We start from the raw sequence: 13,720 nt of genomic DNA, 5'->3' as shown, positions 1-13,720 counted from the left end.
GCTAGGAATGTCTCTGAAACTGCAAGGCGCTTCATGTTCATTAATTCAGATTTGCCCGATAACATCTTCTTCGAGTATGGCAAATGTCAGATGATCTTCCCATCGTCCATTGATGTTTACATTTTTTCTGGCTAATCCTTCTTGGGTGAAACCAGCTTTTTGCATCACTTTGATGGATCCGGTATTATGCGGCATAACCCCGGCTTCGATCCGATGAAGCTTCAGTTCCGTAAAAGCGTAGTTCACCACCAGCTTGACCGCTTCCGTCATGTATCCTTTTCCATTCTGATCTTGATCCAATGTGTAGCCAATTCCACAGCTTTCTAGATTTTCACGAACGACCTTATATAACATCACTTCACCGATCAATTCTCCTGTATTGCGTGATTGGATTAGAAAAAGATATCTTGTACCGTTCTTTTGAGACTCCAGCGTGTTAAGAATGCGATCGACTTGTCCTTGATACGTATAGAAATGCTCGTCTCGTTTACCTGAGAATACTTGGAAAAAATCTTTATTCTTCACTTGAAGAGCAAGAAGGGCCTGCGCATCAGACACCCCAACAAGCTTTATATCGATGTTCGTTCCGTGGATCAGCATTGGATCGCTCCTTTTTTAAGTTTGGTCGTGTAATAAAACCCCTGTAACACAATATTCAGATATATTCAGGGATACATTGATGTCGAACTGGAAATCGATGGCCCCGCCTTGGAATACGATGGTATAGGTGACCACGTAGGGCGTTTCAATATAGAACAGTGTGAGCTGTAAGGTGTCGTGACTCTGCCATGATGCATAGGTGACAACCTCCTGTGAACATATCGATAAGTCTTTGTTGAAGACGCTTGTTGCGTGAAGGGGGCTAGTGAAGTCGAAAGGCAGTAATTGATCTCTCGAATCCCCGTAGATAAAATGCACCGTTAGCGTTGTATCCTGCTGCGTGAATGCCACGGTTCGAAGGCCGGAGGGGTTAGGCTGCAGAGCATACCTATGCTGATGGATATCAGGCATCTTCGAAGGGACGGACTGCGAAGGACGCGCTGAATTATTCATTTTAGAAAGCTGGTATTGTAATGCAATTCGGTTCTCAGGAGTAAGCGAATCGCTCTTGTCTAATCGATCGAATATATGCTTATAAATTAAATCGAGTAGTGTCTGCAATTGATTCATACTCTGGAAGCTTGATGTTGCTGCAATCACAAGCTTCTGTTCAGGCGCAACAAAACAAAGCTGTCCAAAGCCACCATCCCCCCGATAACACCCACGTCGACACAGATGGATCTGGTAGCCGTAGCCTTGTGCGGAATCGATACGCGTCGCGCCTAAGCGGTTATCGCTTTGTTCGGACGTCGCAAGCCGAATGTACTGCTCGGAGAGTATTCTCTTCCCTGCGTAAACGCCTTGATCTAAGAGCATGAGGCCAATCTTCGCGATGCTCTCCGTCGATAGACTTAACCCCATTCCGCCGGCGGTCACCCCTCTCGGACAGGTTTCCCATGTAGGCCGTGGTATTCCTAATGGATCAAACAGTGTCGGCATAAGAAAATCTATTACATTTTGCCCCGTGACTGTCTCTAAAATGGCGGCCAACAAATAGGTAGAATGCGTGCTGTAACGGTAATGCGTTCCAGGTTCATGTTCGACCTCTAAGGATAAAAAAGCGCTCACCCAGTCCTCTTCTTGCGCAACAGCAGCATAAATATCCTCATGGTGTCCTGCGTTCATGGATAGTAGATGGTGTATCGTCATCTTCGATAAATTCGGTGAAATAGGATCAGGAAGCCGCTCTGGAAAGAAAGATATGACCTTATCTTCCAAACTTAATAGACTGTGATCCCAGGCGATCCCCACAGCAAGGGAAGTGATGCTCTTACTCAGCGAAAATAACAGCTGCGGACAATCTAGCCGATAAGGGGAGCGCGCGAATTTCGAGGTAACGCTGCCGTCTTGTATCAAAATAAATGTATTTACGGCTAAACTTTGTTTTTCGATTGCAGCATAAAGATGGGTTAGAGCTTGTGAAGAAAGTCCGTGATTCTCCGGGTAATCGGTTGGTAGGTCCAATCCTCTCGCCTCCCTTTACTTATTGATTTCGATATTCTACCTGATACGACCTTCCAAGTGTCCAAAACAAATATAAATAAACTCTGCCTATGTATATCACATGAGTGTGATACCATGATGTTGACGAAAGTGGAGGGAGGGATATTCGTGCAAGAACCTCGGTTTGTGAAGGATTATAAACATGATGATGTGCTTAGGAAGAGTTTCTCGGAGCTTGCTCATCGTACGTTTGAGATAAGCTTTGAAGAATGGTACCAGAAGGGCTTTTGGAATGAACGATTCATTCCGTATTCATTTGCGCAAGGGGACCAAGTGGTTGCAAATGTCTCGGTGAACCTACTTGATTTAGTGATAGATGGTGACAAGAAAAGCGCGATACAAATCGGAACCGTTATGACACATCCGGACTACCGAGGGCAAGGGTTGTCCACAAGCTTAATGAACAAAGTGCTAGAAGATTATGAGAACCAATATGATGTCATGTATCTTTTTGCGAATGATTCGGTTCTGGATTTCTACCCGAAGTTTGGGTTTAAAGCCATAGAAGAACATCTGTTTACGATGGACTTTACCCCGAGGGAGATTGAGCCTACCCGGATTCGAAAACTGAATGTGAGTCGAGCGGAGGATCTGCATCTGATCTATCAATTCGAATCGGAGAGATTACCGGTTTCGAAGCGCTTAGGAACGGACCACACGCGAGGGATTTTCATGTTTTATGGCTTGAACGTTTTCCGAGAGGATATGTACTACCTGGAAGAAGAGAATGTCATTGTAGTGTATAAGAAAGAGAATCATCATATGGATGTTTTCGATATGGTCCACACGCAGGAGATTCATACGCAAAATATACTTACGAAGATCGCAGGGCGTGATACGAAAAAAATAACATTTCATTACACGCCTGATGATCCTGATCTCGTACTGAATAAGGCTAGCTATCCGGGAGGACTATTCGTAAGGACGAATGGTGACCATCATTATCCGGTACATGTTAAACATCCGATGACATCGACGGCTTAATAAGTTAGGTAGAGGGGTTTGGTGCCCCTCTTTATTGTATTTGTATGTTATTTATTTCCTTAATGGATAAACGAGCTCGATGTCCTGTTCGGCGATAAGTCCTTCATATAACGCATGATTATGATCTGCACCTACAATGCACAAAATTCGTTTCCCAGCGTGCAGCTTCGTCGCGTTCTTGATTCGCTGAATCATGATGAGGTGTCGACACACCCACCGGAAGAGATGCGCTTGCGGATTGATCTGTTCTAACCATTCGTATTTCTGCTTCGTAATCGTGTCATAAGCTGCACCATTTAACGGAATCGAACTTGTATCCCATGTTGACAGTTGTCTTTGGAACCATTGTTCCAACTCATCATTCAATGCTTGTCTTTGAAATTCGTCAAAAGATTGGAACGGGTCGAAATCCATCCAGACATCAAGCTCGACCCAATCAATAGGGACAAAATCGAATGATTTCTCTTTACAGAGCGGAAAGATTAAATCCCAATATTCACTGGCAGGCTCTCCCCAATACCCTTGATGCGTAGGATCTTGTAGATATTGCTCCCAACTCGCAGGAAGTACCTCCCCACAAATCACATCCGGATTAAATTCCACAATTAACTCTTGAATGAAGTCTAAAGATAAATTGTATTTCTCTCGAAGTACAGGATCATGAGTCACACCGAGGATGCCTAACGTTGTCATATACGTTCCTCCCACACTTAAAGGTGATTTAATAAACACTAAATTAGATGTTTGTTAAATTACATACTATGTGAATAGGGATAAATTGTCAATTAAAACAATTCGGGAATTTCCCCGCTTTTTAGGCATGATTATAGGTCTGTTAGGTACAATTATTAAATAAAATGATGGGGTATCCAAAAGGAGGAAGGAGAGAAATGCTTTGTTAGAGATTAGGAATAAGAAACTGTCCATCATTTTGATGTGTATCATCATGCTTGCGACCATATGGCTACTCGGCAAACCGTCCGTTGCAGAAGCCAAAGGTGATCGGATCGAAGTGTATGTAGATCAGCAGCCGGTTACGTTTACTGTTCAACCGCTCATGCGGAATGGCACGACCTTGGTACAGCTTCGAACGCTGTTCGAGTCGCTAGGGATTGAGATAACGTGGGATGCCAAGACGGAGACGGTTAGCGGGAAAAAAGAGAGTAAGACATTCGCGCTGAAACTTAACAGCCATACGGCTCTGATTGATGGGAAATCGGTTGCGTTAACAACATCGGGAACGACGGTGAATGGTCATACGTTAGTACCGCTGCGTTTTGTTGGGGAAGCGACGGGTGCGGTAGTAGGTTGGAACAGTGATCAGCAATTGATAAGTATTTATAGTGAGGCGTATATTGAACAGTCGGGGTTAACGAAAGCCGCTGCTCAAGAAGAAGTCAATAAAGGGGTTCCGACCGCCGAGCAAGGCGTGCCTCGGAATTTCTATGCCCATTGGGAAATGGATGTCGGTGGACTTCGCGGGTGTCCTAATCTGTGCTGGGACTATTACTACTTCGTCAACGATACACAGGTGGCTACGGCATTCCCGGATGGCGGTATCGATGCACTTGACTGCAACCGTGATGCATGTCTGTCTTATGAAATCAAAGACAATACGATCACGCTGAACAATGGAAAATCGTATTCGTATAAAGTCATTTCGGATAAAGAGCTGGAGATTGATGGCGATAAGTATACCAAATATTCACCAGTCAGCGGGCTGAAGCTGCAAGGCAAATACGAATCTTTCAGCTATACGTCGAGTACGCTCGGCAGTGGATTGGCAAGTTCATTAACGTATACGTTCAATAAAGACGGGACCTTCGTGGACAGCAGCTTCACCGGCTTTACGTCTGACGGCTCAGATAGCGGCGATAAATCCGGCGTTTCCACCAGCGTTGGTTCAGAATCCAATTCCTCGGGAACCTATACGATTACGGACTATACGCTCTTGCTCAAATATAAAGATGGTACAACGAAAAAGCTCTTCTTTTTCTTGCCCGAGCAACCGAGCGTTAACATGCTGCGAATTGGCGGGCGTGACTTTCTGCTAAAGGATGAGAAGGGCAGCACCCTGAAGCCGCAAGAACAACAGCCTTATTCCGATCTGCTAACGACGCGGAACATTGCCGAGAAGCAGGTGCTCTTCACCTTCGAGCCGAAGCGAAGCAATCAAGTGAGTAACATCAAGATTACGCTCGAAGGATATCAATGGGCTAAGCTAAAGATCGATTCAGCTCATAGCGACTCCTTCAAAGGGTTCGGTGATCAAGGAATTATCGCTCTTACCGCGAAATACCGGATTCAGAATGCTTCGCCCGAGACCATCCGGCTCAGTGATTTATCCTTGATGCTCGGGCTGCCGCAATCCTCAGCTACAGTGAAGGCGACGCAAGCATTAGCGCCCAAGACCAAGGAGGAATTAGAATCGGGAGAAAGTATAGAGACGATGGCGGTGTTGCTGGTACCTGCAAATCATTTTGACAAGAACAAGGATTTCGAACTGAGATTTGGTCCATTGTTGGATGCGGAAGGGAAAGATTTATTTCAAGCGGATCGGATTACAGGGGGCAACGTTAGAAGACACGGAAACAACCGCCGTGTCTTCTCTATGGTTAGGTCGAACGGACAAGACGGAAGCCAGGATCGTCTATGCGGAAGGTTGGGTGGCTGCCTGTGGCACGAAGCCCCGCCCCCCGCGTCTCCTCAGCCCAGCTGCCTCCGGAACTTTCATTATACCAAGCAATCTGATCCTGCTCTCCATATTGATAGGCCATCGTTCCGGCTTTCCATGCATGTTGTCACTCTGCTTCGGTCGGAAGGCGATAGCCGTCTGACGGTGATTTAGGTGTGATCTATTTGATTGACGTCCATCCATGGTCGTTGTTACCCTTGTTAAAGGTAAAAAAGTGAAATCATTCACATTGTTATCTTTAGTGGTTTGAACGAATTGAAATGGCAGAGGAGTTATTCATGATGAAAAGAATCGTAACACTAAGCACACGAACACTGATGGATACCGCAAAACACGGCGGATGCGGCGCATGCCAGACATCTTGCCAGTCTGCTTGCAAAACTTCCTGTGGAGTAGCAAATCAGCGTTGTGAAAACGCAATGAACAAATAGGATTTGGAGTTCACCGCCCACTGCGCTGTAGATGGGCGGCTATTTTTTAACCCGTGTCAGCATGTAGGCAAAGGAGCTTGATTAGCAGTATGATTCATCAATATCAACTGAACGGATATAACATCGTCCTCGATACTTATAGCGGGTCGGTGCATGTTGTCGACGACTTGGCGTATGACATCATCGCGCTGTATGAGCAAGCGTCCCCGGACGAGATCCTGTCCTTCATTCAGGAGAAATACGAATATGATCCGACCATTTCCGAAGAGAGTATTCGAGGAACCATCGCGGAGGTGGAGGAGCTGAGAAGCCAGGGGCAGCTATTCACCAAGGATCCGTATGAAAATCTCTCGATCGATCTGAAAAATCGACAGACCTATGTAAAGGCGCTCTGCCTGAATGTCGCGCATACCTGCAATCTATCCTGCGACTATTGCTTCGCCAGCCAAGGGAAGTACAATGGCGACCGAGCACTCATGAGCTACGAGGTTGGACAGAGAGCGATCGATTATCTGTTGGAACATTCGGGTCCTCATCGCAACCTTGACATTGACTTTTTCGGTGGAGAGCCGCTGATGGCTTGGACCGTGGTCAAGCAGATTGTGATGTATGCGAGAAGCAAAGAGAAAGAATACAAAAAAAAATTCCGCTTCACCTTCACGACGAATGGCATGCTGCTGAACGACGAGGTCACCGAGTTCTTAAATCAGGAAATGTACAATGTCGTATTAAGTTTGGATGGCAGAAAAGAGGTTCATGACCGACTTCGCACAACCGTGACTGGAAAAGGTAGCTATGATCATATCGTACCGAAGTTCCAAGAATTCATCCAGAAACGCGGCGATCAAGAATATTATGTACGGGGAACCTATACGCGCAACAATATCGATTTCACGAATGACATATTTCATATCGCAGACCTTGGTTTTGATAAAATTTCGATGGAGCCGGTCATCTGTGACCCACGGGAACCCTATGCACTGACCAAGGAGGATCTTCCGGAGATTTACAATCAATACGAAATTCTCGCCAAGGAAATGATAGGGCGCGGAGAACAAGGCAAAGGGTTTACCTTCTATCATTACATGCTTGACCTTTCAGAAGGCCCTTGCATCCAGAAGCGAATCACTGGCTGCGGATCAGGCACGGAATATCTCGCTGTCACGCCATGGGGCGAACTGTTCCCTTGTCACCAGTTCGTAGGAGATGAAGCGTATAGTATGGGGAACATCTGGGATGGCATAACGCGACCGGAGCTGCAATGCCAATTCAAAGAGAACAACTGCTACTCGAAGCGGGAATGCAAGGATTGCTGGGCTAAACTCTACTGCAGCGGCGGCTGTCCTGCGAATGCATTGCACGCGACGGGATCCATGAACGGCATCTATGACTTTAGCTGCGACATCTTCCGTAAACGTATTGAATGTTCCATGATGACGAAGGTTGCTGAGTCGATGCGAGCGATGGAGAATCAGGGTTAGATCCATGCAAGAGGGGCTCCACAGTCGAAATGACGGAGGAGCCCTTTTCTTATGATCATATCATGGAGGTCCTACGACGGTTAACATCATAATAGAGGTCTGGAATCGACCGCTCTCGGGTACGATGCACATCACTTGTTGGCCTTCTGAGAGATGGCCTTCGTTGAGCAGCTCTTCCAGCATGATATAGATCGAAGCTGCAGCCGTATTCCCCTTCGTATATAAATTCGTGAACCACTTCTCATTCGGAATCGTCACCCCGCCAGCCTCTAACAAGCGGAAAATTTCTTCCTTGAAGAAATGCGAAGAATAATGGCAGACCATCCAATCAATCGCGTCCGGGTCAATTCGGCCTTCCTTCACTAGCTCCAAGAACCGATTCGACCCGACCGTCGTAATCTCGTTGACCAGTCGTACATCTTGCTTCAGGTTCAGCGCACCACGGTCTGCTGCTTCATGGATCGAGGCGTAATCAAGCCATGAAGGAATGCCATCCTCTTTGTTCATACCGGAATACATGCAGACATCGTATTGATTCGCATAGGACTTGTTATCGATCCACTCAATACGCAGCGATAGTCCCTTAGCGGAAGGCTTATTTTGCAATATGGCAGCGCCTGCGCCATCCGACAACATAAAGCGCAGAAAGTCGGTATCGAACGGTACTCGGCTATCGCTATAGATGCTCTGTGCTTCGAATTTGGTATGTTTGAATTCACGGCTCAGAAATTCGCTAGCACAAGCAATTGCGGCTTCATGCTCTCCCGATTTCACTTGGAGATAAGCAGTCTTCATCGCTTGCATACCGCTCGCACACAAGCCCGCATGCGAAGAGACTTCCATCACCGGCAGATCGGCTTCCGCATGCACCATGCTGGCGAAGCCAGGTAGCAGCAGGTCAGCTCTCGTCGTGCCTGTCGCTAGGAAGCCGATATCTTGAACGGCTACCTGATCATTTCGATCCAATGCATCGCGAATCGCGAGAGCGGCCATCTCTGTATTTGTATATAGACTCTTTTGCTCTTTATTCATCGCATAATAGCGATACCGGATTTGGTTCTTCTCCAGAATGATTCGCTTGGTTTTGGAAGACTTTCCACCGATTTTGCCAAGGTAATCCTCAATTTCATCATTACTGACGGGAGAGCCGGGGAGGAACTTGCCAATACTTGTAATGTATACTGAATTCATAGAACACCTCTCGTAGAATTATGTATATAATTGTTAATTATTATCGAAATTCTATGAAATGTAAAGTATTGTAAGAAAACAATACTAGATTTTGTCGGGTTATGACGATTGATTTAGATGAGAATGCTGAAGCAGCAAGTTCCTTGCGCATGCCAATGAATATAACAAAAAGAGGGGGCTTTCCCCCCCCCCTTACGATGCTTCAGAAGCCATGGCCACCGCTTTCGTCTCATGAATTGTTCCGAATGGATGCTCAGGTGGCGCGTAGATCGTGTAAACTTTAAGCGGTTTATTCCCTGTATTGATGACATTATGCCATTTCCCGGCAGGGACCATAATGGCATAGCCATCGTAGGCGTTTTGATGAAAATCTAATTGATCCTTGTGATCTCCCATCTGGACGAGTCCTTGACCATCTTCAATGCGTATAAATTGGTCTGTAGTCGGATGGACTTCCAAACCGATGTCTTCTCCAGGATTGATGCTCATCAGCGTGACTTGCAAGTGTTTCCCTGTCCATAAAGCGGTGCGGTAGTTATTGTTCTGCTTGGCTGCTTGATCAATATTCACGACAAACGGATAGGGTCCATAATCTTTCAATACAATGTCTCGATAATAAGCATCCCAGTTGCCGTTCCAATGATAATAGGGTTGATTCCAAGGGTTAACCCACGGGTTGTTATGCCAGTTGCTATGCATCGGATGGTGCCATGGATATTGACAGTATGATCTAGGGTACATCCTCAATCTCCTCTCATGATTTCATTCACCATGTATCCTATGCTAGCGCCTATCTATCGTTGTGGAAAATGGGCAAGAGCCCAAAAAAGAGGGGCGTTATCGCTCCTCTTTACGGTATCTGTCAACAGCGTGTCCTATAGCCATCCTTCTCAACCTTTTATCTATGAATAGCATCTAACGCTCGCTTCACTTTCCTTGCAAAAACAAGTGGTCTATCGACTGTTTCAATATTGATATAAATCAAGCGGGGCCGCTCGAATAACCATTCGTTATGGACAGACGTCACTTTTATGCCTTGATTACGAATAGCCGCGATGAATTTATTGACTTCTTTCTCTAAGAATGCCGCTCTACCTAAACAAAGTGCTCTGCCCGTTCTTTTATTTAATGATTCGAACGAGAAAGAGGACGTTACGCGAAATCTTTTCCCTAAAATCGTTGCTTTGATGTTATTTCGATTGATGGTCGAGACGCATTTTCCGCCGGCAAATCCGGGTTGTCCACCGATTATTTTTGAAAATTGCTCACACAGCGTTCCGTTGCTCTGCATACATCATTTCCTCCCTGTTTTCGTTTATGATATGAGTACTGGAACAGGATGGAAACGGTGTATGGAGGGGAGATACACCCCTGTTTTTATCGCAATAAAACTAATTGTATATTTATTTGATACGGAGTATTATTATTCAAAAATAATGTGGAGGATAATGATGGATAACAAACTCATTGAGGAATTATCTTTGAACCACTGGCAACCCTTATCCACTCTGCTATACGATGGATGGGTGTTGCGTTTCGCAGATGGCTATACAAAACGAGCAAACTCCATTAACCCAATTCATTATTCAACTTATGATTTGAATAATAAAATCGAAGAATGTGAGAAAATTTATTCAGCGAGTAATTTACCAACAACATACAAAATCACTCCATTTGTTCACCCCATAAATCTAGATGGCACATTAGAGGGAAAGGGCTATTCATTGATTGATACTACAAGCGTCCAAACCTTGAAGTTAGATAACATAATCGAACCCGAACTAACTTCAGTTAGAATCTATGAAAACATCACTGCTGATTGGTTAGAAAATTTTTGTAGGCTCAATAACGTTAGAGATAAAGACAAAAACGTTATGGAGCGTATGCTATCCAATATCAAAACCAAAAAGGGATTTGTATCGCTTTATTACGAAGAAATTGTTATTGCTTGCGGTCTTGGAGTAATTGAAAGAGAATACATAGGGTTATATGATATCGTAACAGATTTAAATTTTAGAAATCGAGGTTTTGGAGAACAGATGATATTAAATCTGTTAAAGTGGGGGAAAGAAAATGGAGCAAGATACAGTTATTTAGCGGTAGTAGCCAATAATGCACCTGCGTTACAACTTTATTCAAAAATCGGTTACTCGGAAATTTATAAGTACTGGTACAGGGTTAAGGACAACATTCAACAAGATCATACTTGATAACAAAAGTAACGCCAATCGGAAGCATCAAACGTGTCACGCCCCCTCGAAGGGAAGACAGTAGATCTCCCCTCTTAACACAGGAATGGCATTTGATCTTCCTTGATATGGCTAGATTTTGGCTGCTATATCCTTTGCAGGACTCTCGACTGGAGGTAAATGAGTTATTTTTATAACGTACTAAGCCGTAGTTCATAAAAATATTGCACAATGGGATGCTTTAACTTCATCTTCTCGGACATGTTTAGAATTCGCTTTTTTCCAACTCGTCTGTCTACCAAAGCTAATATATTCAATAAGATATCATTGCTCTCCATGCTTTCCTCTATAGAAATGGATAAAAACTTAGTAGCAACAACGATAAAATTTGATTTACTTAATGATGATTGTGCTGACAAAAGCTCCTTTGCATATTCTGATATTTTTCTACTTCTTGCAATTACTTTTAGACGATCCTCCGGAACTGTTCCCTTGGTGTCTTTTCTGATCGCTTCAATTTCTTCATCATGGATAGGAATTTGGATAGTTGAATCATTCTTAATTTCCAGCTCCGTCTGATACCATCTGATTAAGGTAGTTTTATCACTCATATTGAGTACGTTCTTTTTATCTACCGCAATATAACAAAGTCCTGCTTTATCAGGTAAATAACGGTAGCTGGTTGCACGGTATTCGACCCTTCCATATAACGCAGGACAGAGAAAACCCTCTAGTTGTTGTTTCAATTTGCTCCAGGCCATGTAATCCTCCTATGTTCTATATAATAAATACCTATTAAGGCAGTTTTTCTATTACCTAATACAATTCTCCGAGTGTATGTTCGTATGAAAAAACGCTATCGCTGTGGAGAGAGGTCAACAATTTTTGAAAAAGGTCGCCAATACATCTCAGATACTAGTCTTTCCTGACTAACAGTGAGCAGCACTCCACATGTGTTGAGGACAGTGTGAACATGCTAAACGATAAGCCTCTACCAACTAAAGCCCTGACTGCGATTGTCAGGGCTCTATTCTATATTCGAACTGTAAATCACGTCAAGACCTAGACATACTTGTAGCAAGCTACTATAAGAAATTAGAGTATCGCTCCGTTTTGTCGAAGAAATTCCGCTACATTATTGTTACCTTGATTAATTGCAAGCGACAATGCAGTTTCTCCACCTTCAATTCTAGCGTTAACATCGGCTCCATGTTCGATCAATAAGCGAATAATTTCTATGTTATCGTCATGGAATGCAGCAGTATGTAGACTAGTATGACCATTGCTGTCGTTAATATTTGTCTGCGCATTATGAGTTAAGAGCAGCCTGATTACATCCACGTTACGCTCCCCCGCTATTGCTGCATGCAGTGCTGTATTCGAAGGAATGTAAGATATTTTGGAATGAGATATCGCATCAACATTTGCACCATTATTTAGCAATATCTCTACTACATCTTTGTTACCAAAATGTGCCGCATATCCCAAAGGCGTAAGCCCATCTCCATTTTCCGTATTTGCAAGGTGCGGGTGAGATTCTAAAATGTCTTTTACCCGTGAAGCTTCACCTGATTGAGCCGCTTGAAATACATCATCAATAATTTGTGTTAACTCCATTCATTTAGCCTCCATTTCGATTGTTTTATGCGATGTAAATACGGGTTGTACTTAAATTATAACTACAGTTTGAAAACTTACTTCTTGAAAATCACTTTTTTTGACGGAACTGCGAAGGGGTCATAGAAAAACGTTTGGAGAATAGACCACTAAACGAACTAGGACTTTGAAATCCAACTTCTAAACAAATATTTGTTATGGACTTATCTGTTTGAAGTAGAAGCCTTCTAGATTCTTGAAGCCTTCTTTCAGTTAAATATTGATGAGGAGACATGCCGAACAATTGCTTGTAACTTCTAAGAAAGTGGTTTGGTGATAAACAAGCAGCTCTAGCCGCATCCGCTAGGGTTATGGATTGATCAAAGTATGCTGAAATAAACTCATGACCTATATGTATTCTTTTATACAATTCCTCACGTGTTGAGGCTCTTTGGGACTGAAGTTTCAATATTTCGTTATTAACCTGTCGATGAACCTTTAGAAGCCCATGTGCTAATTCGTATAACTTTTCTTCCAGCCATGTTAGATCAAGAGACTTATTTGTATATTCAGACTTAATTTGAAATAAAGTGGTGGCTAACCATTTATCGTTATAAGTTTTCTCAATAAAATCAACTGACATTTGCTTTGGTAAGACGGGGTCATCTAATAGTTGCTCATTTGATGCCATCATACTATGATAGACCTCTTCAACCATCATCTCAGGGAAAAAGATACAAAATGATTCCACAGGAACCTCTGATTCAATAGTAATAGAGTACTCCTGACCATGATTAAGCAAAAGATAGTTTCCTTCATCAACAGCAAAGTGCCCACGACCAGCATGATAGAACGCACGTCCATTTTTAAATGTTTTAATTGATAATGCGCCTTTACCCTGCCAAAAATAATTCTCGCTCCTGGCATGGAGAATCGGACTATAGCTCTGCATACTCTTATTATTTATTGGCATCATTCCCACCTAATCAATGAAATATATTGTTTATATTTTTTCTGGATGGATGATCCATTTTCCTGCTTTGATCACTT

13 protein-coding genes and 2 pseudogenes are annotated in these 13,720 nt (G+C 43.6%); 5 read left to right on the top strand and 10 right to left on the bottom strand.

The features are described 5' to 3' along the window. Positions 1-45 precede the first annotated feature (45 nt). The gene (locus C558_RS30860; RefSeq protein ID WP_018756306.1) at positions 46-600 is read right to left on the bottom strand and encodes a GNAT family N-acetyltransferase; all 555 of its coding nucleotides are present in this window, start codon (positions 598-600) and stop codon (positions 46-48) included. Positions 601-615: 15 nt separating this feature from the next. Next, positions 616-2,064 carry a serine hydrolase domain-containing protein gene (locus tag C558_RS0110915; RefSeq protein ID WP_018756305.1) on the bottom strand — a complete coding sequence of 483 codons (1,449 nt, stop codon included), beginning with the start codon at positions 2,062-2,064 and terminating at the stop codon, positions 616-618. Positions 2,065-2,211: 147 nt separating this feature from the next. Here C558_RS0110915 and C558_RS0110910 point away from each other — a divergent pair, with 147 nt between their 5' ends. Further along, the gene (locus C558_RS0110910) at positions 2,212-3,087 is read left to right on the top strand and encodes a GNAT family N-acetyltransferase (protein ID WP_040674838.1); all 876 of its coding nucleotides are present in this window, start codon (positions 2,212-2,214) and stop codon (positions 3,085-3,087) included. 51 nt (positions 3,088-3,138) lie between these two features. Here the strand turns inward: C558_RS0110910 and C558_RS0110905 are convergent, their stop codons facing one another. After that, a complete protein-coding gene (locus C558_RS0110905) occupies positions 3,139-3,780 on the bottom strand; it encodes a hypothetical protein (protein ID WP_018756303.1) in 642 nt (213 codons plus the stop codon). 241 nt (positions 3,781-4,021) lie between these two features. On the opposite strand from C558_RS0110905, the pseudogene C558_RS34650 reads away from it, so the two are divergent. Then, a pseudogene (locus C558_RS34650) lies at positions 4,022-4,414 on the top strand (copper amine oxidase N-terminal domain-containing protein); the annotation flags it as partial. A 1,288-nt stretch (positions 4,415-5,702) separates the two neighbouring features. Here C558_RS34650 and C558_RS34645 read toward each other — a convergent pair. Further along, positions 5,703-5,924 (bottom strand): annotated as a pseudogene (locus C558_RS34645) (formylglycine-generating enzyme family protein); the annotation flags it as partial. A gap of 139 nt (positions 5,925-6,063) precedes the next feature. Between C558_RS34645 and scfA the strand changes: the two are divergent. Together scfA and scfB are read left to right on the top strand one after the other, a co-directional pair. Next, a complete protein-coding gene (scfA, locus tag C558_RS33120) occupies positions 6,064-6,213 on the top strand; it encodes a six-cysteine ranthipeptide SCIFF (protein ID WP_083927148.1) in 150 nt (49 codons plus the stop codon). A gap of 89 nt (positions 6,214-6,302) precedes the next feature. Continuing rightward, entirely contained in the window at positions 6,303-7,694 is a 1,392-nt protein-coding gene (scfB, locus tag C558_RS0110895) for a thioether cross-link-forming SCIFF peptide maturase (protein ID WP_018756301.1), read from the top strand. A 60-nt stretch (positions 7,695-7,754) separates the two neighbouring features. On the opposite strand, the gene C558_RS0110890 is transcribed toward scfB, so the two are convergent. The 3 genes from C558_RS0110890 to C558_RS0110880 all read right to left on the bottom strand — a co-directional run bounded on the left by C558_RS0110890 (position 7,755) and on the right by C558_RS0110880 (position 10,176). After that, entirely contained in the window at positions 7,755-8,885 is a 1,131-nt protein-coding gene (locus C558_RS0110890) for a beta-ketoacyl-ACP synthase III (RefSeq protein ID WP_018756300.1), read from the bottom strand. A 192-nt stretch (positions 8,886-9,077) separates the two neighbouring features. Next, positions 9,078-9,626, bottom strand: coding sequence for a cupin domain-containing protein (locus C558_RS0110885; protein ID WP_018756299.1), 549 nt, complete (start codon positions 9,624-9,626; stop codon positions 9,078-9,080). A 157-nt stretch (positions 9,627-9,783) separates the two neighbouring features. Beyond that, entirely contained in the window at positions 9,784-10,176 is a 393-nt protein-coding gene (locus tag C558_RS0110880; protein ID WP_018756298.1) for a DUF1259 domain-containing protein, read from the bottom strand. Between the two features lie 61 nt (positions 10,177-10,237). Between C558_RS0110880 and C558_RS0110875 the strand changes: the two genes are divergently transcribed. After that, positions 10,238-11,095: a GNAT family N-acetyltransferase gene (locus C558_RS0110875; RefSeq protein WP_018756297.1), complete on the top strand. Its 858-nt coding sequence runs from the start codon at positions 10,238-10,240 to the stop codon at positions 11,093-11,095. Between the two features lie 170 nt (positions 11,096-11,265). On the opposite strand, the gene C558_RS0110870 is transcribed toward C558_RS0110875, so the two are convergent. From C558_RS0110870 to C558_RS0110860, 3 genes are all read right to left on the bottom strand, one after another. After that, positions 11,266-11,835, bottom strand: coding sequence for an SF0329 family protein (locus tag C558_RS0110870; protein ID WP_018756296.1), 570 nt, complete (start codon positions 11,833-11,835; stop codon positions 11,266-11,268). Between the two features lie 334 nt (positions 11,836-12,169). Beyond that, positions 12,170-12,691, bottom strand: coding sequence for an ankyrin repeat domain-containing protein (locus C558_RS0110865; RefSeq protein WP_018756295.1), 522 nt, complete (start codon positions 12,689-12,691; stop codon positions 12,170-12,172). Positions 12,692-12,782: 91 nt separating this feature from the next. Then, entirely contained in the window at positions 12,783-13,622 is an 840-nt protein-coding gene (locus C558_RS0110860) for a helix-turn-helix domain-containing protein (RefSeq protein WP_156826062.1), read from the bottom strand. Between the last annotated feature and the right edge of the window lie 98 nt (positions 13,623-13,720).

Origin of the sequence: Paenibacillus terrigena DSM 21567 (genome assembly GCF_000374845.1) — a bacterium.
In the GTDB taxonomy this organism is placed as follows: domain Bacteria; phylum Bacillota; class Bacilli; order Paenibacillales; family Paenibacillaceae; genus Paenibacillus_K; species Paenibacillus_K terrigena.
The sequence above is the reverse complement of the archived record's forward strand: the minus strand, read 5'-3'. Positions and strand labels throughout refer to the sequence as shown.